This window comes from Arthrobacter sp. NPDC056691 (assembly GCF_042791415.1).
GTDB lineage: Bacteria > Actinomycetota > Actinomycetes > Actinomycetales > Micrococcaceae > Arthrobacter.
In genome coordinates this window covers 37,932-61,235 of the sequence record NZ_JBHTXX010000029.1, presented here as the reverse complement: position 1 = coordinate 61,235, position 23,304 = coordinate 37,932, and the positions used below count along the sequence as shown (strand labels likewise).

Below are 23,304 nucleotides of genomic sequence, written 5' to 3'. Positions count from 1 at the left end.
AATGGGCCTGTCAGGCGCTCAGTTCCGTTTCCAGCCGTTCAAGATCGGCGACCACGGCGGCCCGCTTGGGCGAGCGCGGCGGCAGCAGCTTGAGGGCGGCCAGCCGGACGCCGACGTCGTCCCTCGCCTCGGGCAGGTCAGCGTACTTGAGCAGGGACTCGGCGCTGCCGTCGGTCAGGACGGCCTCGCGCACCAGTGCGGACACGCGGTCGCGCAACTCCACCACGCCTGGTGCTTCGGACCGAGGGAGCACGGCCCCGCGGTAGATCTCGAGTGCGATCCTGTGGGCGCCGCGCTGGAGGCAGTTCAGCACCTGACCGCTGTCCGGCAGGAGGTCGATGGTCACTTTGTACGGGCGGGACTCCGGGACCGCCGCGGGGCTAAGCTGCTGGAGGACCTTGCGGAGGCGAACCATCTCGGCGCGCAGGGTGATGCTCGAGCCGTCGCCGGGATAGAGCCGCATGCTGAGTTCCTCGGCGCTGAGGCCATCCGGGTGGGTGGTCAGCAGGGCCAGGATTTCGCTGTGCCGTGCCGATAGCGCCACGGTCCGGCCCTCGATGCTGAGCAGGGCCTGGTCCCGGCCCAGCAGTTGCAAACTGTTGCGGTACAGGCTGCCCTCCGGCGCAGACCCGGACCTGTCAGCGGAACTCGAGCTCCGCCGTCGTGCCTTAACGCGGTCCTGTTCGGCGGCGAGCTGCAGGCGTTCGACGCGCAACTGGGCCTGGGCCGCCGCCACCGTCGCCTCCACGAGGGAGAGCGTGTGCGGCGCCACGGCCGCCTCCGTGCCCGTGATGTCCACGACCCCCAGCAGCGCGCCGGAGTCGGGGTCCTGGAACGGCACCGCCGTGCAGCTCCACGGGTGGACGGACCGTTTGTAGTGCTCGGCGCCGGAAATCTGGATGCCGCGGCCCAGCGCGAGGGCGGTCCCGGGGGCGCTGGTCCCCACGGTCGCCTCCGACCAGTCGGCGCCGGGAACGAACATCATGCCCTCTGCGCGGCTGCGGGCGCCGGTGTCGCCTTCCACCCAGAGCAGCCTGCCAACCTCGTCGCCGACGGCCACCAGCAGGCCGCTGTCGTTGCTGGGCCGGATGAGGAGCTTCTGGATCACAGGCATGATGGCGGCCAGGGGGTGCTGGCGCCGGTATTCCTCCAGCTCGTCCGCGGCGATGGCCAGCGGCGCCTCGGGGAGGTCGGGGTTAGCGTGCAGCTTGGCGGACCGCTGCCACGATTCGCGGATCAGGCGGCGCAGCCCCGGGATCTCTTCGGCATCAGGGAACGCTTCGGCCTGCGGATGGCTGTCCAGGAATTCGTGGCCGGCCAGGGCACGGCGCTGCAGCAGTACCGAATCTTCGGTTCCGGGTGCCATTGGCTGGATCAGGTTCTTCATCGAACTCCCACTCGAGCAAACGCTTGCCCGCGACAGTCTAGTCCACCCAACTGACTCGCAATAGATGTCGTTATGAGCACTCAAAACGACATCTATTGCGAGTCAGTTGGGCGCGCAGCGAAACTCTCAGGCGCGGGAGATCTGGATCATCTCCTCGCGCGGCACCACCTTGATGCGTTCGCGAACCACGCCGCCGTCGGCCTCGGCGGACTCCGTCCACGATGCGCCGAGGGCTGCCTCGTGGGCGTTCAGCTTGTTCCAGCCCTCCCACGTGGTGTACTCGATGCCGCGCTCCTCGAGCAGGTCGATGATGGCCTGCGGGTCCGGGTTCTGCGCCGGCGGCAGGGTGAGCCGGTCCTCGAGGAGGAAGCCAATGGTCTCGAGGGCGTCGCCCTTCGTGTGGCCGATCAGGCCGACCGGCCCGCGCTTGATCCAGCCGGTGGTGTAAATGCCGGGGACAGGGTTCCCGCCGGCGTCGAGGACACGGCCGCCTTCGTTGGGGATGACCCCGTGCTTCGCGTCGTATTCCAGTTCGTCCAGCGCGGAGCCGTGGTAGCCGATGGCGCGGTAGACGGCCTGCACCGGGTAGTCGGCGAACTCCCCTGTGCCCTTGACGTTCCCGGTGCCGTCCAGCTGCATGCGCTCGAACTTGATGCCCGCCACCTTGCCGGACCCGCCGTCGTCGTAAATCTCTACCGGGCTGTGCAGGAAGTGCAGATGAAGGCGGCGCGACGACGGCTGCTCGGCCTCGGCGTGCTCCTCGACGAGCCAGTTGGTCATGGTGTTCACCATGGTCTTGGTCTGGTTGTTGCTCCGGATCGCGTCGTCGGAGGCCTCGTCGAACTCGAAGTCCTCCGGGTACAGCACGATGTCGACGTCGCGTGCGTGGCTGAGTTCGCGGAGCTCCAGCGGGGTGAACTTGACCTGGGCGGGGCCGCGGCGGCCGAAGACGTGGACGTCGGTGACCGGTGAATTCTTCAGGCCCTGGTAGACGTTGTCCGGGATTTCGGTGACCAGGAGCTCGTCGGCGTGCTTCACCAGCATCCGCGCGACGTCCAGGGCCACGTTGCCGTTCCCGATGACCGCGATTTCCTTGGCGTCCAGCGGCCACTCGCGGGAAACGTCCGGATGCCCGTCGTACCAGGACACGAAGTCGGCTGCGCCATAGGAGCCTTCAAGGTCGACGCCGGGGATGTCCAGGCCGGCGTCCTTGATGGCGCCGGTGGAGAAGATGACGGCGTCGTAGAAGGCGCGGAAGTCGTGCAGCGTGAGGTCCCGGCCATAGGTGACGTTGCCCAGGAACCTGATGTCGCCGCGGTCCAGGACCTTGTGCAGGGCGTTGACGATGCCCTTGATCCGCGGGTGGTCCGGGGCCACGCCGTAGCGGATCAGGCCGTACGGTGCCGGGTAGGCCTCGAAGAGGTCGATGCTGACCTCGAAGTCGCCGTCCTTGACCTCGTTGGACTTGGTCAGGATGTCCGCGGCATAGACGCCTGCGGGTCCTGCGCCGACGATCGCGACGCGGAGCGGGCGCTTGGCCGTGGATTCAGCTGTGTTGGACACCGTAAGCCCTTCCGGAACGGGAGACCGCGCCCCACCGGCGCGCAGTTTTCAATTCTAATTGTCCGCCCGGCCGGGCGGACCACCCGTGACGGCGCACGGCGGTCCGTGACAGCCTGCGGCCCCGCGTCAGCCGCTCTTGCGCAGGGCCACCACGTCGCCCTCGCGGTACAGCAGCGCCCGCAGTTCCGACTCCGCCGAATCCAGCCGTTTGGGGTCTATGGTCTCGCCGGCCGCAAAGTGGTCCAGCAGCCGCGGGTCCACGTAGCTCTTGCGTGCAATCGACGGCGTATTCCCCAGCAGCGCCGCCGCCTCCATCATGGCGACCCTGATGGCGCGCTTCCTCTTTGCCTCGGTTCTCTGCGGCCCACTCCGGGCCAGGCTGACGGCGGCCGCGGCGGTGCCCCGCAGGGTCCGGAAGTCCTTCGCGGTGAAGTCGTCGCCCGTGCGTTCCTTGACGTAGCTGTTGATCTCGGCGCTGGTCACCGGGTGCCACGCCCGGCCGTTCTTGTAGGCCAGCAGCCGCGCGTTGCCGCCACGCCGTTTGAGGGCCTGGGCCAGCGGGGCAAGATCGGGGTCCGCGATGAGGGAGTCCCAGGTCTTGCCGCTCTTGGCGGGGAAGCTGAGGTGCAGGCAGTCCTTGCGGACATGGACGTGGGCGCAGAGCAGCGTGGCGAGCCCGTGGCTGCCGTTCTCGTTCGTGTACCGTTCCGAGCCGACCCGCAGGGAGCCGCTGTCCAGCATCCTGAAAGCCGCGGCCAAAACGCGCTGCCGGGTGACGCCGTCGGATCTCAGGTCCATGGTGACGAGCCGGCGGGCGGTGGGCAGCGATTCGGCGAGCTGGAGCGCGCGGTCGAACTTCACGCGGTCTTTCCGTTCGCGCCACTCCGGATGGTAGATGTACTGCCGGCGGCCCACGGCATCCAGCCCCGTTGCCTGGATGTGCCCGTTCTCGAACGGCGCTATCCAGACGTCTGTCCAGGCGGGCGGAATGCCGATGCCCTCCAGCCGGTCCCGGACCGGACCGGGCGACAGCGTGGAGCCGTCCAGGTCCCTGTAGCTGAACCCGGCACCGGCCCCCACCCGCCGGTATCCGCGGCCGGAAGCGTTGCTGTGGCGGAGCCTCATCGGGCCACCACCCTGCGGAGAGTCGTACTCATAATGGCAAGCCTACTGACTAATTTGCCTCCGCAGGCAAGCTTTTGGTGCGGCCAGGCGGAATACCGCATCTTAGGATGGTGTTATGGGTCTTGTGCCTAACCCCGACGGATCCGTCTCCTCCGCTGTTCCGACTGCCGCTTCACCCGGGGCCGCGCCCTGGGGCGTGACCGGCCCTGACACGTCTGCGGCACCCGACAAACGCGGGGCACCTGCGGCATCCGGTTCGTCGGGCGCACCCAAGGCGGTGGATAAGGAGACGACGGCGGGGATGCTGTTCGGCGTCGGCGCTTACGGCCTGTGGGGGCTGCTTCCGCTGTACTTCTTCGTTCTGCAGCCGGCGGGTGCCGTTGAGATCGTGGCCAACCGGGTGGTGTGGTCCCTGATCTTTTGCGCCCTCCTGATCACGGTGACGAGGGCGTGGCGCGTTTTGGGCGCCGCCCTGCGGAACCGCTCCGTACTCTGGACCCTGGCGGCCGCGGCCGGCCTCATCGCTGTGAACTGGCTGACGTACACCTACGGCGTCACCACCGGGCAGGCAGTCGAGGCCTCACTTGGCTACTTCATTAACCCGCTCGTGTCGGTCCTTCTCGGCGTCTTCGTCCTCAAGGAGACGCTGCGGCCGCTGCAGTGGGCCGCCGTCGGAATCGGTTTCATCGCCGTCGGCGTGCTGACCGTGTCCTACGGAAAACTGCCGTGGATCGCACTGACCCTCGCCGTCAGTTTCGGCCTGTACGGCTTCGTGAAGAAGCGCGTGGGCCCGCGTGCCGACGCCATCACCAGCCTCACCGTGGAGACCATAGTCCTTGCTCCCCTGGCCGGAGCAACCATGATCTTCCTCGCGGCCAGCGGCACTGCGTCGCTGACCACCCACGGCCCCGGGCACTTCTGGCTGCTCCTGGCATCGGGCGTCATCACTGCCGTGCCGCTGGTGTTCTTCGGCGCCTCCGCCCGCCGGCTGCCGATGACCACCATCGGGCTGCTGCAGTACTTCGCACCCGTCCTGCAGTTCATCGTGGCCCTGGTGGTGTTCGGCGAGGCCATGACGCTGGACCGGTGGATCGGCTTCGGCGTCGTGTGGCTTGCCCTGCTGGTGCTCACCGTGGACATGCTGGCCGCGACGCGCAAGAGTTCAGCGGCCAGGCGGCTCGCCCGCAGGGAAGCGCGAACGAACACTTAAGCCCCGCTCAAGGGGCCCGAACTGTCCGTTCGCGCCGGGGCAGGGTTTGGCGCGCAGCCCGGCGAGCTATGCGGTCAGGGGGCCGAGTCCGCGCGGTCGTAGTCGCGCGGCACAACCACCATGGGCACCGGCAGCGCACGCAGCACCTTGTTGGCGGTGCTGCCCAGGAACATGCGGTTCTTTTCGGCCAGGCGCGAGGAGCCCACGATGAGGATCTCGCCGTCGTCCCATTCGAGTCCGTCGATCGCTTCCTCAATGGTGCGGCCGTGGGCGACGGCGACGCCGACCTCGTGACCCGCCGGCACCTTCCCCGACGCTGCTGTCAGGACGGTATTCGCGTGGATGTGCGCGGCGTTGATCGCTTCCCCGGAGTCACCGGCGGCGTCGAGTTCCACCAATGACACCAGCCGCAGTGGGACACCGCGCCGCTTCGCCGCCCTGATGGCGGTCTCGATGGCAGCCTCGGCACCGGCCCGCTGCCCCACGGCCAGCGTCAGGCGGGTGACGGGCGCCGTCCGCTGGTAGCCGCGCGGCGCGAGTGCCACCGGGACCGGCGAGGCGTGAAGCAGGGCGTTGGCTACAGACCCCACCGTGTAGCGCTTGAACAGGCCTGCGCTGGCGGCCCCGACGGCGATGAGCCCGGCTTCGAACTCCACCGCCGCATCGATGAGCCCGCCGGCGAAGGAATCGGCCTCCCGCACATGGAATTTCGCGGGCAACCCCTGCGGAACCAGGGCCAGGCCCTCCCGTTCGGCCGTCAGCACCTCCTGCTCCGCGGCGCTGACCCGGCTGCCCTCCGGGTTCAGGGCCACGTACGGTGTGCCCGGCTTCACCACGTAGACCAGATCCAGTTCAGCGCCCTGTGCCAGGGCCAGCGAGGTGGCCAGGGCGACGGCGTCCGCGCCCCGCTCGGTGGGTGTGTAACCGACTACGTATCGCATGCGAAACCCCTCTTTGGGTAGTGCAGACCGGCGCCCGTATCCCGGCGGCGCTAACCGGCCTGCGGCGTGAAGTGCAGTGGTGAGGATGACTCTACCGCGGCCCCCGCGCCGGCGGGCGGCAACTTAACGGGAGTCCGACGGCGGCAACAACGACGGCGGGCCGGGCACCTTTTGGTACCCGGCCCGCCGTCGTCGGACATTCAGTGCGCCCGCCACAGCGCGAACTGGCAGCTAACGCCCTGTTTTTCGTTTTTTGGGGTCATCATCTGCCAGTTCGCGCCAAGTGAGGCTGGAACTAGGCGTTGGCCTTGATGGCCGCGGCGAGGACTTCCAGGCCGTCCAGCAGCAGCTCGTCGCTGATGACCAGCGGGGGCAGCAGGCGGATGACGTTGCCGTAGGTTCCGCAGGTGAGGATGATGACGCCTTCCTTGAGGCAGGCGGCGGCGACGGCCTTGGTGAGCTCCGGGTTCGGCTCCTTCGAACCGGCCTGGACCAGCTCGATGGCCAGCATGGCGCCGCGGCCACGGATGTCGCCGATCACGGAACCTTCGGCGCCGCCGGGAAGCGCTGCTGCGAGCTCGCGGAGCTTGCCGACGGAGAGTTCCTCGATGTGCTTGGCGCGGGTGTTGAGGTCGTATTCCTGCATGGAGCCGATGGAGGCCAGCGCCGCGGCACAGGCCACCGGGTTGCCGCCGTAGGTGCCGCCGAGGCCGCCGGGGTGGACGGCGTCGAGCAGGTCGGCGCGGCCGGTGATGGCGGAGAGCGGCATGCCGCCGGCGATGCCCTTGGCCATGGTGATGATGTCCGGAACGATGCCCTCGTGGTCCACGGCGAACCATTCGCCGGTGCGGCAGAAGCCGGACTGGACCTCGTCGGCGATGAACACGATGCCCTTTTCCTTGGCCCAGGCGGACAGCGCCGGCAGGAAGCCCTCGGCCGGGACGATGAAGCCGCCCTCGCCCTGGATCGGTTCGATGATGATCGCGGCCACCTGGTCGCCGCCGATCTGCTTTTCGATGGCGGTGATGGCGCGCTTGGCTGCCTCGGCACCCGTGATTTCCGGGTTCTCCTCGCGGAACGGGTAGCTCATCGGCATCCGGTAGACCTCGGGCGCGAACGGGCCGAAGTTGGTCTTGTACGGCATGGCCTTGGCGGTCAGCGCCATGGTCAGGTTGGTGCGGCCGTGGTAGGCGTGGTCAAAGGCGACGACGGCGTCCCGGCCGGTGGCCAGGCGGGCCACCTTGATGGCGTTTTCCACGGCTTCGGCGCCGGAGTTGAAGAGCACGGTGCGCTTCTCGTGGGTGCCCGGGGTGAGCTTGTTCAGCTGCTCCGCGACCGCGACGTAGCCCTCGTAGGGGGTGACCATGAAGCAGGTGTGGGTGAAGTGCTCCACGGCTTCCTTCACGGCACCGACGACGGCGGGATCGGACGCGCCGACGCTGGTCACCGCGATGCCCGAGCCGAGGTCAATGAAGGAGTTGCCGTCGACGTCGTGGATGATGCCGCCGTCGGCATCCGCGACGTAGACCGGAACGCTGGAGGCGACGCCGGCGGCGACCACGGCCTTGCGGCGTTCGGTCAGGGCCACGGACTTGGGGCCCGGGAAGTCGGCCTGGACGCGGCGCTTCTGCTCGAGGCGGTAAGTGATTTCGTTGGCAGTGGTGGTCATGATGTTTCTTTCTTTACAGCGGAGGTTAGGGCGCCGGTGGGACTATGCGTCGAGTGCGGACATGACGTGCTTGATGCGCGTGTAGTCCTCGACGCCGTACATGGAGAGGTCCTTGCCGTAGCCGGACTGCTTGAATCCGCCGTGGGGCATCTCGGCGGTGAGGAGGATGTGGGTGTTGATCCAGACCGCACCGAAGTCCAGGTCGCGGCTGAGCCGCATGGCCGTGCCGTGGTCGGACGTCCAGACGCTGGACGCCAGGGCGTATTCGACGTCGTTGGCCAGGTCGATTGCTTCGGCTTCCGTGCTGAACTTCTGCACGGTGATGACCGGGCCAAAGGTTTCCTTCTGCACGATGTCGTCCGTCTGCTTCGCGCCGGTGATGATGGTGGGTTCGAAGAAGAACCCCTTCTCGCCGGCGCGGTGGCCGCCGGTTTCGATCCGGCAGTGCGCGGGCAGCGAGTCGACGACGGCGCTGACCGCCTTGAAGTGGTTGACGTTGTTCAGCGGGCCGTAGTAGTTGTCCTCGTCGTTCTGGGAGCCGGTGTGCAGGGTCTTGGTGTGTTCCACCATGGCCGCCACGACGTCGTCGTGCACCGAGTCCTCCACCAGGACACGGGTGATGGCCGTGCAGTCCTGGCCCGCGTTGAAGAACGCGAACTCGGCGATGGCCGCGGCGCTCTTCTTGATGTCGGCGTCCTTGAAGACGATGGCCGGGGCCTTGCCGCCCAGTTCCAGGTGCGCCCGCTTGAGGCTCTTCGCGGCGCCCGAGGCGACGGCGATGCCGGCACGCACGGACCCGGTGATGGACACCAGGCCCGGGACTTTGTGCTCCACCATCAGCGCACCGGTTTCGCCGGTGCCGAGGATGACGTTCAGGACGCCGGCCGGCAGGATGTCCGCTGCCAGGCGGGCCAGGACCAGGGTGGATTCGGGCGTCGTGTCCGAGGGCTTCAGGACCACGGTGTTGCCGGCTGCCAGGGCGGGGCCGATCTTCCAGATGGCCATCAGGAACGGGTAGTTCCACGGCGCCACCTGGGCCACGACGCCGATCGGTTCGCGGCGGACGTAGGAGGTGTGGCCCTCGAAGTACTCGCCGGCGGACTTGCCTTCGAGGATGCGGGCCGCGCCGGCGAAGAAGCGCAGCTGGTCCGCGCCCGCGGCAACTTCCTCGGACGCGATGAGGGAACGGACCTGGCCGGTGTTGCGGTGCTGGGCATCGACCAGTTCGTCGCTGTTGGCCTCGATGGCGTCGGCGAGCTTGAGCAGCATGAGCTGCCGCTGCCCGGGGGTCACATGCTTCCAGGACTTGAAGGCGTCCCTGGCCGCGGCCATGGCGGCATCGACGTCGGCCTCCACGGACACGGGCGACTTGGCCACCACGTCGCCGGTCACGGGGTTCACGATATCGATCAGGCCCGTGCCCGCAGGCGTGACGAACTCCCCGTTGATAAAGTTCTGCAAGGTTTGAACCACGGTGTACAACCTCTTTCGTCCTGAATAGTGTGATGCGGCTGACTCGAGCCTATTCCAGCCCGACACAGCGGGGAATAGCCACCTGCACACCCTTGAACCGGTGCTTTAGTGCGATCGGCCAGCCTCCCGCTACCCTTGATCCATGGCAATTTCCCTCGCGGCGCTGCTGGCCGTGCAGTCTCTGGGACTCAAGAAATCCAGCCTCGCGGAGACCACTTCGCACCAGGACATCCGCTGGGTGGCGGTCACGGAACTCGAGGACCCGCAGCGCTTCCTCAACGGCGGAGAACTGGTGCTGACCACCGGGCTCCGGATGAAAAGTGCGCCCGAACAGCGCCGCTTTGTGCGCCAGGTCCAGCGCGCCGGCGCGGTGGGCATCGGCTTCGGCGTGGGTCTCTCGCACGACGCCGTCCCGCCGGCTTTGATCGCGGAAGCGAACCGCTGGGGGCTGCCGGTGGTCGAAGTGCCGTACGGCACCCCGTTCATCGCCATCAGCAAACTCGTGGCCGACGCGCAGTCCGCGGATCACTATTCCAAGCTTGAGCGGCTCATCGCCGGCCACCAGATCCTGGCCCGCGCGCTGCTGACCGGCGGCGGGCTGGCCGAACTCCTGCGGCACCTGGGCGGCATGCTCCGCACCGAGATCGCGCTCACCCAGTTCACCGCACAGCTGTACAAGAGCGGCAGCGAGCCACCGTCCGCGGACTCCTGGACCACCTATCCCATTCCCACCGGGCGCCGCGATGCCTGCACGCTCTGGGTGAAACAGCCGTTCGAGGATTCCGGCATCATCGGCTACGCGCAGAACCTCATCAGCGTGGAGCTCAACAACATGGTCAAGCAGCGCCAGGCCGAGCGGGCGCTCTGCGGGCAGGTGCTCGAGGACGTGATCCACGGAACCCTGGACACCAGCGAGGCCCAGCGCCGCCTCGCCGGAACGGGCATCAACAGCACGCGCAAGAACGTCGTGATTCTGGCCGGCTCTGAGGCGCACCACAAGCAACTGGTCAGCTCCTCACTGCCGCAGGTACTGGAGAACGCTGTGACCGCCGTCGTCGGAAAGGACCTGGTGACGGTGGTGCCCGACGACGGACGCGGTGCCACGGCGATGGCCCGGAGCCTCAGCGACCACCTCGCCGAGGCCGGCATCCACGCCACCATCGGCATCGGCGGCGCGTACACCAAGCCGAACGGCCTGCGCTGGAGCTACTTCGAGGCGCGTGACGCCGCCAGCCACGGGCTGCCGGTGAACGAGCCCGAACGGCTTAGCCTGACCTCCCTGCTCCTGGCGAGTGAGGACGTGCCGCTGGCGGACATGGCCAACGAATCGCTGGACCCGCTGCGCAGCTTTGACGCCGCCCACGGCGCCGAGCTGATGGCCACGCTGGAGAGCTACCTGAACAACAACGGCTCTGTTGCCGCGGTCGCCGAGGCGCTCACCCTGCACCGGAACACTGTCCGCTACCGGCTGGCGCAGATCACCGAACTCACCGGGTATGACCCCTCCGTAACCGCCGACCGGGTGCAGCTGTGGCTGGCCCTGGCGGTCGCCCGGCTGGGGGCGCGGCACGCCGGCTGAGCCGGTTCACCGGGGAGGTCGCGAATCGCCGCGCGGCCACAGCGCACCGCCCGGTCACAGGAATCCGCGGGCATAGCCGTCCAGCCGGCTCGCGAGTTCAACCGGGTTGCTCAGGGCCACCAGGTGTCCGCCCTGGATTTCGTCAATCCCCAGGCCCAGCCGGGTCCGGACCATCCGCCGTTGAAAGTCCACGGGGAAGAAGCGGTCATCGCGGCCAACCAGGACCCTGGTGGGCACGTCAGGCCAGCGGTCGATCTCGCAGCGCTGCTTGAAGGGCGTGCCGGAAGGAGCACGCTGCTCGGCGGCGCCCGCGGCGACAACCTCCGGTGGAACGTCGTGCAGGAAGTGCACACGCTCATCGAAATCACCGCTGCGCCCGTTCAGCCTGTCGTTGAGCTCGCGTGCCTGGGGCTGTCCGGTGGCCTCCCACCACTCGCCTGGCGTCTCACCCGGAAGAGGCACCATCGGATTAATCAGGACGATAAGCCGCACCGGTACGCGCCCCGCTACAACCGGAACCGTAAAGGCGCCCAGGGATTGGCCCACGAGGACCACATCGCGGTGATCACCGGTGGCCGTGACGACGGTCTCGGCGTAGTCCTGCAGTCCCAGGCGGGGGTCGTCCTCGCGGATGTCGACCGCAACGGCCTGGTGCCCCAGCCGTTCCAGCTCCGGAACCACCCGGTGCCAGTACCAGCCCACTCCCCCGGCACCCGGGACAAGAACGAAAGTGCTCACGTGCCCTCCTGCTGCTTTCGCTTGGCGCTGGCGCGCCTATTCGAAACGCACGGCGTTCCACTCGAGGATCCGCGGCTCCGCCAGTCCCTCGGTGGTGAACTGATCGCCGGCGATGAAGCGCATCACGACGAATTCCATGGACGCGATCCTACCGGCCGCCACCGGGCCCACGGGAGCCGCCGTCGGAAGCCTGCGAACGGTCCACCACGACCGTCCCTGCGGCCCCGTCCACGGTGACGGTGTCCCCGGTCCGAATCCGTACGGTTGCGTCGGGGACGCCGACGACGGCGGGAATTCCGTATTCGCGCGCCACCACGGCACCGTGGGAAATGGGTCCGCCCATTTCCATGACCAGTGCCCCCGCTGTCATGAACAGCGGTGTCCATCCCGGGTCAGTCGACGGGGCAACGAGGATTTCCCCCGGCTCCAGGTGGGCGCCGGCCGGGTCCAGGATGACCCTGGCTTTGCCCGTGACGGTGCCGGCCGAGGCCGGCGCCCCTGTGAGGGTTCCCGGCTGGCCGTCAGCAGACGGCCCTGCCTGGGCCTGCGCGGCCATGGCTGCCTCGACGTCGGTGCCATCGGAAAGCAGCAGGCGGGGGATGCGCCGGCGCCGCATTTCACGGTGGTAACCCTGGCGGCGTTCGGCGACCGGTCCGCGAAGGTCCGCGCCGCGCAATGCCACGCGGGCTTCGGCGAGGTCCAGGAAGAAGACGTCGCCGGGTGCCGTGATCCGGCCGGCGTCAGCGAGCTCCTCACCCACCTGCCGGAGCTGGCCGCGGAGGACGGCGAAGGCTGTGATCAGCCGGAACTTTGGGTACTCGCGCATGCCGGCGGTTTCCCGTGCGCGCCGCAGGCCGTGCGCCACGATTCGGCCGTACAGCCCGCCCCTGGCCCGGGCTGTGCGCGCGGCCAGCTCGGCAACCTTGGCGTCGGCCTTTTCCGCGGCCCGTTGGAAGAGCCGGTCCGGCGCGAGCTCCGGGTCGGCCAGCTTCAGGTAGTTGGCCAGGACATTGATGATGTGGGCGGGGTCCTCGCCCCACCGGGGAACACCGAGGTCAATTTCGGCCACGGCGCGGTGTCCGTACTTGGCGAGGAAGCCGCGCAGCGCGCCCTGGCAGACGGCGGGCAATGTCCCTTCTACGTACCGGCTGGCGAGTAACTGTGGCTCTTCCTCCGTGAGTGCGCGGACCGAGTCCGGGTCCTCCCGGATTGAGGTGGCCGTCCGCCAGAGCTCCAGATCCATCTCGGTGGTCACATTGTGCGGCAAGCCGCGCAGTACCGCCTGCAGCTCGCCGGCCTGCACAAGCCGTCCCAGCAACAGCCGGGCGAGGCCCAGCCAGGCATACCCGGCGGCCGCCGGTGGCAGTACCCGCATCACGGCGGGCGTGATCTCCTTGGTGAGGACGCGTTCCACGAAATCGAGCCGCCGGGCGCCGGTGACAGGCTCCGGCAGCACCAGCATCCGGTCCATCTCACGGTCCGCTTCCCTGACCCGTTCCAGCGCGGCGGCGGGATTAGCCATCGCGCGCAGGACGTCCCCAACCAGGCCAAAGGGCGGCGAGGCCCGGAGCCCGGACTTCAGCGACGCCAGCCTGGGAGCCCTCGTGAGGGCGAAGCGGGGGTCGGCCGCCAGATACGCCAGCACATCGACGGATCTGGCATCGGCTACTTTCATGGCTCTCAGCAGGCCGCGCCTGCCGCCCCTGGTCCGCAGCAGGGACGTGACATCGACAAACATGCGCATCCCGGCCTGGGCGGAACTGTAAGGAGCCGGTCCGCCGCCGGTGGCAGTCGGCCGGTAGCTGTCGCTCATGAGCGTGAACGAAGCCAGGCCCATGGGTGTCAGCGGCCGGGTCAGCCCCTGCAGGAGGCTGGCGCACAGGTAGGCCCGGGTCCCGCCGTCGTGGTTTTGGGGCTCGGGCAGCGGAAACAGTGTGGTGATCGGACGGGACTGCACCACCGTGATCCCGCCGCCCGGTTCGATAGCCCATTCCAGGTCCTGCGGATCCCCGTACAGCTCCTCCACACGGGTCCCGACCCTGGCCAGAGAGCGGATCTGCTCATCCGTCAGGCACGCCTGCCCCGCGCCGTCCTGCCGGTGCAGCAACCTGGTCCCGCCGCCCGGAGCGGGCCGGCTTTCGCTGAGTTTGTCACCCAAGCTGCGCTGGAGGATCTCCCCGGTGGCTGCATCGACCCTGAAATGATCCGGGTTCACAGCCCCGCTGACCAGCGTCTCGCCGAGTCCGGGCGCGGCGTCGATCACGGTTTCCTTGCGCCGGCCCGTCAGCGGATTCGCCGTGAACATCACCCCGGCCACGCCCGCGTCCACCATTTCCTGAACAACGACGGCGATCCCGACCGAGCGCTGGTCAATCCCGTGATCTGCGCGGTAGGCCACGGCCCGGTCCGTCCACAGGGAAGCCCAGCAGCGGCGGACCGCATCCAGCAGCCCATCGGGACCCACGACATTGAGGTACGTGTCCAGTTGGCCGGCGAAGCTGGCCTCGGGGAGGTCCTCGGCGGTGGCGGAGGAACGCACGGCCACCGGAGTGTCCTCGCCCAGGTCAGCGTAGGCGGCAAGGATCGCTTCGACGTCGCCCTCGGGCAGGGAAACCGCCGCCAGCCTGCTGCGAGCCTGCTCCGGCGGCCCGGAAGGATCCACTCCGGCGGCGGCCGCTACCTCCCGGTACGCCGTGGTGGTGATGCAGAAGCCGCGCGGGACCGGCAGCCCGGCAGCCAGGAGCACACCGAGGTTGGCAGCCTTGCCGCCCACCTCGGGCACCATGCCGGCGTCCACCCGGGCCAGGCTGATGACTGTGTCCCCCGGGCGCGATGGATGCCGGTCTGCGTGCTCATCCACCGGCCGCCTGCTATCCCACTCCGCGCCGAATGGCCTTCCGGGACTTCCGGTGCGCCTTGCGGTACTTGGCTTCGGCCTTGGCGGCGCTCTTTTGTTCCCGCTTCAGGAGCGAGGCGTAGGCCGCGTCCAGGGTTTCCGGAAGGTCGGGGCCACCGGCGAGCTTCCCCAGGAAAATCCGCGCCATCACGCCGTCGTGGTGGTCGCCGAGGATCGTCTGCTGTTTGTGCGCCGCCTTGGCCAGCCTGGCGGCACGCCGGCCAAAGACGGGATCCACGGTTTCAGCGGCGTGCCGCAGCCGTTTGGCGTCCTTCCGCACCTGGTGCAGCGCGGTTTCGTGCGCCGTGGCATCTTTGAGTTCCATGCCAGGCTTTTCACCGGCCCCGTCCTTGACCCGCACAGCCGCTTTGTGGGCGCGGCGCAGCCGTCTGGCCGACTTGCCCACCAGCTTACGGGCGGCCTTGCGCGCGGGTGCCGCAGCGGCCGGTCGGAGCGGCGGGTGGTCACGGAAATCTTCGAGGTCGTCGAGGAGGCGGAAGTAGCGGTCGGCCCGGAGCACCTCCTGCGTTTTGCGGTAGCCGGCGTCCAACCTGGTGCCCAGTTCCCGCTCGATCCGCCGTTTCACGTCGTCGGCCGCCTCGCCCGGCGGCAGCTTCCCGGCGTGCGTCCGCAGCCGGTCCAGCATGACTTCGGCGTCGCGGGGCGTGCCGAGGATCTGGCCCAGCCACTTGAGCTCGTCGCGCAGCCTGCCCACCGCGCCCTGGCCGTAAAGCTTCCGGTATACCGCGAGCGCCGACCGCACGCGCCGTATGGCCGAACGCATGGCATGGACCGCATCCGGCTCCTCCAGCCGCACCCGGGCGTCGTTGGCCAGGATTTCGCTGATCTGCCCGGCCAGGTATACGCGTACGACGGCGGACGCCGGCCACTTCTTGCCCGGTTTCCTGCCGCCGGGCTGCTTCGCGTCGCCGGCAGTGACTGCCGTGCCGTCAGTGTGGGCAGCGCCCTCAGGTTCTGAAGTGCCAGGGGCCGTCGGCGCCGCCGCCCCCAGTGCCCGCCGCAGCTTGGACTCGTGCGCTGACGGCCGGGCACCGGCCGCGGCCAGCACCGCCCCGGCTGCCTTGAACACCCCGGGCTGGCCGTGAACCAGCTCGAGTTCCCATTCCCGCCACTGCTGCTTTTGGCCTTCCGGGTTCCCACCCGATCCATGAAGGAGCTCCGCTTCCACCGTGTCATCGGCAAAGTCGGCGAGGTGCACGCCGTCGTCCGCGTACAGCGCACGGGTAGTGCGCCGGGTGTTCAGGCGGGCCACGGGCACGGGATCCGATCCGCGGAGGTAGGCGTGCAGGTGGGCCAGCAGTTTCTCCGGAACGACGTCGGCCTGCCCGAGCGGGGCGTGAATCTCCCGGCGCGGTCCCGGCCCCTCCTCTGGCCCTGATGCTGGATCCGGTGGCAGCTTTACGTGCCAGCCGGCATCGGCCCCGCCACTGCGCCGCCGCAGGGTGATGCGGCGGGAGGCGAGAACCAGGTCCTCCGTGTCGAAGTAGACGGCTTCAAGTTCAGCTTCGTGTGGTTCAGACACGCTGCCCACACCGGGGATGGCGGCAAGGTCGGGCAACACCGAGCCGTCGTCGACATCGTACTTCTTCTCCGTTTCGAGGCCTTCGACGGTCATGGCTGGGCGGCGTCCTTTCCCATTGCCGGGTTGCTGCGCTCGATGCGCCTGCTGGCCTGAGTCTATGCCCGGGCCGGGGTGTCCGCGAGAGTTTCCCCACAAAGTTCTAGACATCAAACGTCAAACGTCTAACGTTAAGGGATGGCGACCACTTCCTCAGCACCCCCGACCACTGCCACACACCCTGCCAAGCCGCGCACCGCCGTCGTCGCCGGTGTTGTTGCCCTGGTGCTCATCGGCCTGAACCTGAGGGCCGGGATCACCGGCGCATCGGCCCTGCTGCACGATTTGCAGCAGGTTCTGGGCTACGGGCCGCTGGTCGCCTCGCTCATCCCTTCCATCCCGACGCTGTGCTTCGCCGTGGCCGGAGCGGCGACATCGTGGCTGACCGGGAAGCTCGGCGTCGAGAAGGCCATCCTGCTCTCGCTCGGCATGCTGGCAGCCGGGCTGCTGGTCCGGGGCATTCCCACCACCGGCATGCTGGTGATTGGCACGGTGGTGGGGATGTCCGGCCTGGCTGTCTGCAACGTGTCCATGCCGTCCTTCATCCGGGAGCACTTCGCCGCGCGCACCTCGCTCATGACGGCCGTCTACACGGTGACCATGACCAGCGGCGCCACCGTCATGGCTGTACTCGTGGTTCCGCTGTCGCAGCTGCTGGGGTCGCCGTCGGCAGGGCTGGGCACCATCGGGATCCTCGCCCTGTCCGCATTCCTGGGCTTCCTGCCCGTGACGCTGCACGCCCACCGCAACACCGTCCGGAGGGCGGCCGGACACGTCTCACCGTGGCCGCTGCTGCGCACCAAGACCGGGCTGCTGCTCACCGGAATCTTTACCCTGCAGGCACTGCTCGCCTACGCGCTGCTCAGCTGGTTCCCGTACATGCTCACCACCATGGGCCTCAGCCCGGCGGACAGCGCCCTCATGTTCGGGGTGATGCAGCTGGTCTCGGTCCCTGCCGGCATGACGCTGATCGCCATCGGCTCCCGCCCGCGGATGCTGCGCCCCGCCGTCTACCTGGCCACCCTGACCATGACGGCCGGCGTTGCCACGCTTCTTTTCCTTCCCGTCTCACTGGCCGTCATCCCGGCGGTACTGCTGGGCTTCGGCCTGGGCATCTTCCCCCTGGTGATGGTGATCATCAGCCGCAGCGGCCGGAACACCGCAGAGACCACGGCCCTGTCCACGCTGGCGCAGTCCACCGGGTACCTCCTGGCCACCGTGGGGCCGTTCGGCATGGGCCTGCTGCACAGTGCGACAGGCAGCTGGACGCTGCCGCTGGCCCTGCTCCTGGTCATTGCCCTGGTGCAGATCGTCGTGGCGCACCTGCTCAGCAGCGGCCGGGCTGCGGGAGTGAGCATGACCGGCACGGGCACGGCCGGAACCAGCGCCACCGGAATGGAAGAATAGGACGCCATGACCCTCAGCACGTCGCACCGCCAGCCGCTGGCGGACGAAGTCACCGCCAAACTGCGCGGGATGATCCAGACCGGCGAGTGGCCGCTGCAGCAGCGCATACCCTCGGAGACCGAGCTCATGTCCGGCCTGGGCGTGTCCCGCGGGACGCTCCGCGAAGCGGTCAAGGCATTGGCCCACAGCGGCATGCTCGAGGTCCGCCGCGGCGACGGGACCTACGTCCGCGCCACCAGCGAAATCTCCGGAGCCGCCCGCCGACTCTACAAGGAACACACAAACGAGCACATCCTGGAGGTCCGCGTGGGGCTGGACACGCAGGCTGCCCGCCTCGCCGCCCGGCATGCAACGGCCGACGACGTCGCCGCCATGCGCGCGCTGCTCACCGAACGTGACACTGCCTGGAACGCCGAAGACTACGCAGGCTGGGCGCGCGCGGACTGGGGCTTCCACGAGCGGCTGGCGCAGGCGTCCGGCAACCCCCTCCTGCACGAGCTGTATGTCAGCTTCGGCGACGTGTTCCACGCCGACCTGCTCAAGCAGCACCTGCGCCCCGGCTTCAACGGCCTGCCGGACGCGGGCCATGGCGAGCTCGTGGATGCCGTCGAAGCACGTGACGGCGACGCCGCCGTGGCCAGCGTGCACCGGAACCTCAACTCGTGCTCGGAGTGGCTGCAGGAATAACGGGCTTACGCCCGGCCGCCGTCGTCCGTTGTTGGCCGATGAGCCGGACCACGGCTCGAATGGCGGGTGCAACATGGTAAGCACACTTACTAACGTTACGGTACCCCGTAATATCAACGGTTCTGTGCGTAAAATCAAGGCCATGGGATCATCAGGAACACTCTTCGGCTGGGCATTCGGCGACTCCGAGCGCGAGGACGACCAGGCTTATGTAGACGGGCTGAAGGGCGAGGCGCTGGCGAACGCAACGCAGGCCGCCAAGAGCAAGGGCTTCGACGTCGACGCCGGCTCGGAAGTATTCACCGTCCTCAGCGCGGGCGACGCGCTCGTCGACATCGAGACGGCACCCGACGACCTCGTGGTGCGTTGCACGGTAAGACTCGTGGGTGAGGGCTCTGAGCGCATCCACGCGGAAGGGCCGATGAACGGCTAAACCGCAGGTGGCTGCACGCAGCGCGGCGCAAAGCCGGGTAAAACGCAGGACGGCAAGGCGGGAACGGCGAACCGGAGGGCATGACGGACAACGACTCAACGATCAGCGAGGCGGCCGACGCCGCGGAGGCTGCATCGAACACCAAGGCGCTCGACGTCGTCGCGCGTTCCGGTTTCGCTGTCATGGCCCTGCTGCACATCATCGTGGGCGCCATCGCTATTGCCCTGGCCTTCGGGCATCCCGGCGAGGCCGAGCCCACCGGCGCCATCGAACAGCTGGCAGCCAATCCCTGGGGCCCGGCACTCATGTGGGCCGGCATGGTCGGCTGTGCGGGCCTCTCGCTCTGGCAACTGAGCGAGGCGACCCTCCGGGCCCGCCATCTGCCCCGGGGGGAACGGATCGGGAAGCTGATCTCCTCCGGCTTCCTCGCGATTGCGTACGGCAGCGTCGGGCTCAGTTTCGGCGGCTTTGCGGTGGGGCTTCGCGGTGACTCCGGCGAGTCCACGAGGGACGTCAGCGCGGCCCTGCTCACCAATCCCCTGGGCGGAGTCATCCTCGGCGCCCTGGGCCTCACCGTCATCGGCGTAGGCATCTACTTTGTGGTGAAGGGCCTCCGGCGCGGCTTCAAGGAGGAGCTCTTCCACTTTGACGGTACCCGCCGGGGCAAACTTATCGATTCCCTGGGTGTGACCGGGCACGTGGCCAAAGGCATCGCGTTGTTCCTCGCTGGCCTGCTCTTCACCATCGCTGCCGCCAAGCACACCCCCGACGAATCCACCGGCCTCGACGGCAGCCTGAAGGCCCTCCGCGACCACGAGTACGGGCCCTACCTGCTGTTTGCCATCGGTGCCGGCTTTATTTGCTACGGAATTTTCGCCCTGGTCCGGTCAAAGTTCGGCAGGATGTAGCCATGAACGCAGCCTCCCGGCGCCGGGGGCCCGCCGACGAAAGGAACACCATGTCAACCGTCACGCAGGTTTTCAATGCACCGGCTTCGGCAGTCTGGCGAGTGATAGCGGACGGCTGGCTCTATTCCGGCTGGGTGGTGGGTGCCTCGCGAATCCGCGACGTGGATGCGCGCTGGCCGGAAGTCGGTGCCCTGCTTCACCACTCCGTGGGCGCCTGGCCGCTGCTCATCAACGATTCAACCAAGGTGACGGCGGCGGAACCGGAGCGCCGGCTGGAACTGATCGCGCGCGGCTGGCCGATCGGCGAGGCCAAGGTGATCCTGACCATCGAAGACCTCGGTGGGCAGTGCAGGGTCACGATGATCGAGGACGCTGTCCGCGGCCCGGGCCTGGCCGTTCCCAAGGTCCTGCGGGATCCGCTCATCACGGTGCGCAACCGCGAAACCCTGCAGCGACTCGAGCTCATGGCCGCCGGGGGTGCTGGAGCTTAGCGACCGGAGATTAAAACACCGTGGGCCCACACCCGCAGGGAAACCTGCGCGTGTGGGCCCACGTTGCATCAGCAGTTAGACGCTGGCGGCGATCCCGTCGCGGGAGATGGAAACCATGTCCTCACGCGGCACCACCTTGATGCGCTCACGCACAACCTCAACGCCGTGCGAGCCGCCGGCAGCGGTGGCCTCGGCGCCCAGGGCGAGCTCGTGGGCATCCAGTGCCAGCCAGCCTTCCCAGGTGGTGTACTCCACGCCGCGGCTTTCGAGCAGGTCGACGACTGCGCTGGCAGCGGGTGCCTCGGCAACCGGCAGGTTCTCCCGGTCTTCCAGCAGGAACGTCACAGTCTCGAGGGCATCGCCCTTCGTGTGGCCGATCAGGCCGACAGGTCCGCGCTTGATCCAGCCGGTGGCGTAGATGCCCGGGACGTGCTCGCCGGAGGCGTCCAGGACGCGGCCGCCGGCGTTCGGGACGACGCCCTTCTTGTGGTCAAACTCGATCTCCGGCAGGGCGGAGCCAAAGTAGCCGATGGCACGGTAGACGGCCTGGACCGGGTAGTCGACGTACTCGCCGGTGCCGCGGGCGTTGCCCGTGCCGTCCAGTTCGGTGCGTTCAAACTTCATGCCGCTGACGCGCCCGGGGTTCTCGGCGTCGTCGTAAATTTCCACCGGGCTGTGCAGGAAGTGCAGGTGCAGGCGGCGGGAGGCCTTGAGCTCGGAGACGTCCTCGGGCTGCTCGGCGATCCAGTTGGTGAGCGTCCCGACCATGGTCTTGGTCTGGTTGTTGCTCTGGATCTGGCGGTCGGATTCCTCGTCGAACTCGAAGTCCTCCGGGTACAGGATGATGTCCACGTCCTTGGAGTGGGACAGCTCGCGCAGTTCCAGCGGGGTGAACTTGACCTGGGCGGGGCCACGGCGGCCGAAGACGTGGACGTCGGTGACGGGCGAGTTCTTCAGGCCGGCGTAGACGTTGTCCGGGATCTCGGAAACCAGGAGATCGTCCGCGTGCTTGGAGAGGACGCGGGCCACGTCGAGGGCCACGTTGCCGTTGCCGATCACAGCGATTTCCGTGGCGTCCAGCGGCCATTCGCGGGACACGTCCGGGTGGCCGTCGTACCAGGACACGAAGTCCGCGCCGCCGTAGGAACCGTCCAGCTCGATGCCCGGGATGTTCAGGTCGGCGTCCTTGATGGCGCCGGTGGCGAAGATGACGGCGTCGTAGTGCGCGCGCAGGTCCTCGATGGAGATGTCCGTGCCGTAGTCGACGTTGCCGAAGAAGCGGATGTCGCCGCGGTCCAGGACCTTGTGCAGGGCGTTGACGATGCCTTTGATGCGCGGGTGGTCCGGGGCCACACCGTAGCGGATCAGGCCGTAGGGTGCCGGGTAGCGGTCGAAAAGGTCGATGCTCACGGTCAGCTCGCCGCTCTTGACGGCCTCGCTCTTGGTGAGGATGTCCGCTGCGTAGACGCCGGCCGGGCCGGATCCGATGACGGCCACGCGCAACGGGCGGGCGGCGGTTCCTACGGTGGTGGTGGTTGACACGGCTGTGTTCCTTTTCTTCGGTCCCGCCCAACTGACTCGCATTTGTTGTCGTTTTGAGGGCTCATAACGACAACAACTGCCAGCTAGTTGGGACTCGGGGGCTAGGGGGTGAGAACGCGGGTGGTGCTGGTGCGGGGTCTGTTGGGGCTGGTGGTGCTGTAGTCGGCGGTTTTGAAGTGCGACGGCGCGAAGGGGCTGACGCGGACAACGTCACCGATGACGATCACTGCAGGATTGGCGACGCCGGCGGCCTCGGCCTGGTCGGCGATGGTGCCGAGGGTGCCGATGGTGACGCGCTGGTCCGGCAGGTAGCCGTTTTCCACAATACCAACTGGCGTGTCACCGGGCAGGCCGGCGTTGCCGAGGGCGGCCGCGGATTCGCGCAGCTGGCCGACGCCCATGAGGAGCACAACGGTGTGGTCGGCGCGGGCCGGGACCTCGGACAGCTCCTCATGGCCGGTGACCACACTGAAACCCTTCGCCAGGCCGCGGTGCGTGACCGGGATGCCGGCGGCCGCCGGGACGGAGATCGCGGAGGTCACTCCGGAAACCACTTCCACCTCAACGCCGTGCTGGCGGCAGAATTCGGCTTCCTCGCCGCCGCGGCCCAGGACGTAGGGGTCGCCGCCCTTGAGGCGCACCACGCGGTGGCCCTGCAGCGCCTCTTCGACCAGGATCCGGTTGATTTCGGCCTGCGGCACGGGGTGGTGGCCGGGGGTCTTGCCGACCTCGATGACGCGGACGTCCGGCGCAAGTTCGTTGAGCAGTTCGCGGGGGCCGAGGCGGTCGGCGACCACGACGTCGGCCTGGCCGAGCAGCCGGCGGCCGCGGACGGTGATGAGGCCGGTGTCGCCGGGGCCGCCGCCGACAAGGGCGACCGATCCCCGGTGGGCCCGGCGGCGGCGCAGCGGCAGGTCGCCGGATTCCAGGGCGGTGGCGACGGCGTCGCGCAGGGCCATGGCACGGCGCGGGTCTCCCCCGGCGTTGACGGCGATCTTGACGTCGTCCACCACGGCGACGGCGGGCGTCCAGGCGGCGGAGGTCTCGTGGTCGGAGGCGTTGACGCACCAGACACGCTGTGCCTCGGCGTCCGAAGCTACTCGGGTGTCCACGGCGGGATCGCCGGTGGCGGTCTGAACGAACCAGACGCCGTCGACGTCGTCGGAGCGGTAGGTGCGGGGCTCCCAGGTGAGAAGGCCGGCGTCGGCGAGTTCGCGGAGCGCGGCGGTGGCGTCCGGGGCAACGACGGTGACGCGGGCACCGGCGTCGAGCAGGCCCTTCGCGCGGCGCGCAGCAACGCGTCCGCCGCCCACCACCAGGACGGGGCGGCCGAGGAGACGCAGCGCCGTCGGGTATATGTCCTGAATTGCCATGAATCAACGGTAGGGCTGTGTTACGGGACCGACCAATGGCGCGGAAACACCAGTTCACGCAAGGTAACGCTGCGTCACATTGCGACAAAACCTTCGGGGCCGTCCGAAGCGAAATGCGCGGCCAAAAAAATGTCTGTGACCGGCCCTACAATAACTGGGATCGGGATCTCCGATCGGTCTCAACATGGGGGAAGGGGACAATTGTCTCTGCACGAAAATATCCGTACGCGGACGCGCCCTGGT

General features: G+C 68.3%; 18 protein-coding genes. 7 read left to right on the top strand and 11 right to left on the bottom strand.

All coding sequences use genetic code 11. The features are described 5' to 3' along the window. Nucleotides 1–10: 10 nt before the first annotated feature. The 3 genes from ACFRAU_RS19770 to ACFRAU_RS19760 form a co-directional block, all read right to left on the bottom strand. Nucleotides 11–1,387 (bottom strand): GAF domain-containing protein, encoded by a 1,377-nt coding sequence (locus ACFRAU_RS19770; protein WP_378001164.1) that lies wholly within the window; start codon nucleotides 1,385–1,387, stop codon nucleotides 11–13. 126 nt (nucleotides 1,388–1,513) lie between these two features. Beyond that, nucleotides 1,514–2,950: an FAD-dependent oxidoreductase gene (locus tag ACFRAU_RS19765; protein ID WP_377995380.1), complete on the bottom strand. Its 1,437-nt coding sequence runs from the start codon at nucleotides 2,948–2,950 to the stop codon at nucleotides 1,514–1,516. Nucleotides 2,951–3,076: 126 nt separating this feature from the next. Next, nucleotides 3,077–4,075 carry a DNA topoisomerase IB gene (locus ACFRAU_RS19760; RefSeq protein WP_378001163.1) on the bottom strand — a complete coding sequence of 333 codons (999 nt, stop codon included), beginning with the start codon at nucleotides 4,073–4,075 and terminating at the stop codon, nucleotides 3,077–3,079. Between the two features lie 115 nt (nucleotides 4,076–4,190). Between ACFRAU_RS19760 and rarD the strand changes: the two genes are divergently transcribed. Further along, nucleotides 4,191–5,285, top strand: coding sequence for an EamA family transporter RarD (rarD, locus tag ACFRAU_RS19755; RefSeq protein ID WP_378001162.1), 1,095 nt, complete (start codon nucleotides 4,191–4,193; stop codon nucleotides 5,283–5,285). Between the two features lie 74 nt (nucleotides 5,286–5,359). Here the strand turns inward: rarD and ACFRAU_RS19750 are convergent, their stop codons facing one another. The 3 genes from ACFRAU_RS19750 to ACFRAU_RS19740 form a co-directional block, all read right to left on the bottom strand. After that, entirely contained in the window at nucleotides 5,360–6,226 is an 867-nt protein-coding gene (locus ACFRAU_RS19750) for a universal stress protein (protein ID WP_378001161.1), read from the bottom strand. A gap of 295 nt (nucleotides 6,227–6,521) precedes the next feature. Then, on the bottom strand, nucleotides 6,522–7,895 hold the full coding sequence (gabT, locus tag ACFRAU_RS19745; protein WP_378001160.1) for a 4-aminobutyrate--2-oxoglutarate transaminase: 1,374 nt from the start codon (nucleotides 7,893–7,895) through the stop codon (nucleotides 6,522–6,524). A 42-nt stretch (nucleotides 7,896–7,937) separates the two neighbouring features. After that, on the bottom strand, nucleotides 7,938–9,368 hold the full coding sequence (locus ACFRAU_RS19740; RefSeq protein ID WP_377995375.1) for an aminobutyraldehyde dehydrogenase: 1,431 nt from the start codon (nucleotides 9,366–9,368) through the stop codon (nucleotides 7,938–7,940). 142 nt (nucleotides 9,369–9,510) lie between these two features. Here ACFRAU_RS19740 and ACFRAU_RS19735 point away from each other — a divergent pair, with 142 nt between their 5' ends. Further along, complete coding sequence (locus ACFRAU_RS19735) at nucleotides 9,511–10,947, top strand: PucR family transcriptional regulator (protein ID WP_377995374.1); 1,437 nt, start codon at nucleotides 9,511–9,513, stop codon at nucleotides 10,945–10,947. A gap of 54 nt (nucleotides 10,948–11,001) precedes the next feature. Here ACFRAU_RS19735 and ACFRAU_RS19730 read toward each other — a convergent pair whose 3' ends face one another. The 3 genes from ACFRAU_RS19730 to ACFRAU_RS19720 form a co-directional block, all read right to left on the bottom strand. Then, entirely contained in the window at nucleotides 11,002–11,685 is a 684-nt protein-coding gene (locus tag ACFRAU_RS19730) for an alpha/beta fold hydrolase (RefSeq protein ID WP_378001159.1), read from the bottom strand. Between the two features lie 148 nt (nucleotides 11,686–11,833). Then, nucleotides 11,834–14,545 (bottom strand): PEP/pyruvate-binding domain-containing protein, encoded by a 2,712-nt coding sequence (locus ACFRAU_RS19725; protein WP_378001158.1) that lies wholly within the window; start codon nucleotides 14,543–14,545, stop codon nucleotides 11,834–11,836. Nucleotides 14,546–14,555: 10 nt separating this feature from the next. After that, nucleotides 14,556–16,217 (bottom strand): CHAD domain-containing protein, encoded by a 1,662-nt coding sequence (locus tag ACFRAU_RS19720; RefSeq protein WP_378001157.1) that lies wholly within the window; start codon nucleotides 16,215–16,217, stop codon nucleotides 14,556–14,558. Nucleotides 16,218–16,358: 141 nt separating this feature from the next. On the opposite strand from ACFRAU_RS19720, the gene ACFRAU_RS19715 reads away from it, so the two are divergent. From ACFRAU_RS19715 to ACFRAU_RS19695, 5 genes are all read left to right on the top strand, one after another. After that, a complete protein-coding gene (locus ACFRAU_RS19715) occupies nucleotides 16,359–17,627 on the top strand; it encodes a CynX/NimT family MFS transporter (protein WP_378001156.1) in 1,269 nt (422 codons plus the stop codon). A 6-nt stretch (nucleotides 17,628–17,633) separates the two neighbouring features. Beyond that, a complete protein-coding gene (locus ACFRAU_RS19710) occupies nucleotides 17,634–18,314 on the top strand; it encodes a FadR/GntR family transcriptional regulator (RefSeq protein WP_377995369.1) in 681 nt (226 codons plus the stop codon). A 142-nt stretch (nucleotides 18,315–18,456) separates the two neighbouring features. Continuing rightward, complete coding sequence (locus tag ACFRAU_RS19705) at nucleotides 18,457–18,747, top strand: hypothetical protein (RefSeq protein ID WP_377995368.1); 291 nt, start codon at nucleotides 18,457–18,459, stop codon at nucleotides 18,745–18,747. An 80-nt stretch (nucleotides 18,748–18,827) separates the two neighbouring features. Next, the gene (locus ACFRAU_RS19700; RefSeq protein WP_378001155.1) at nucleotides 18,828–19,655 is read left to right on the top strand and encodes a DUF1206 domain-containing protein; all 828 of its coding nucleotides are present in this window, start codon (nucleotides 18,828–18,830) and stop codon (nucleotides 19,653–19,655) included. Between the two features lie 2 nt (nucleotides 19,656–19,657). Further along, on the top strand, nucleotides 19,658–20,146 hold the full coding sequence (locus ACFRAU_RS19695) for an SRPBCC family protein (protein WP_378001154.1): 489 nt from the start codon (nucleotides 19,658–19,660) through the stop codon (nucleotides 20,144–20,146). A gap of 75 nt (nucleotides 20,147–20,221) precedes the next feature. Here the strand turns inward: ACFRAU_RS19695 and ACFRAU_RS19690 are convergent, their stop codons facing one another. After that, nucleotides 20,222–21,688 carry an FAD-dependent oxidoreductase gene (locus tag ACFRAU_RS19690; RefSeq protein WP_377995365.1) on the bottom strand — a complete coding sequence of 489 codons (1,467 nt, stop codon included), beginning with the start codon at nucleotides 21,686–21,688 and terminating at the stop codon, nucleotides 20,222–20,224. 101 nt (nucleotides 21,689–21,789) lie between these two features. Further along, nucleotides 21,790–23,061 carry a uroporphyrinogen-III C-methyltransferase gene (gene cobA, locus ACFRAU_RS19685; RefSeq protein WP_378001153.1) on the bottom strand — a complete coding sequence of 424 codons (1,272 nt, stop codon included), beginning with the start codon at nucleotides 23,059–23,061 and terminating at the stop codon, nucleotides 21,790–21,792. Nucleotides 23,062–23,304: the final 243 nt, after the last annotated feature.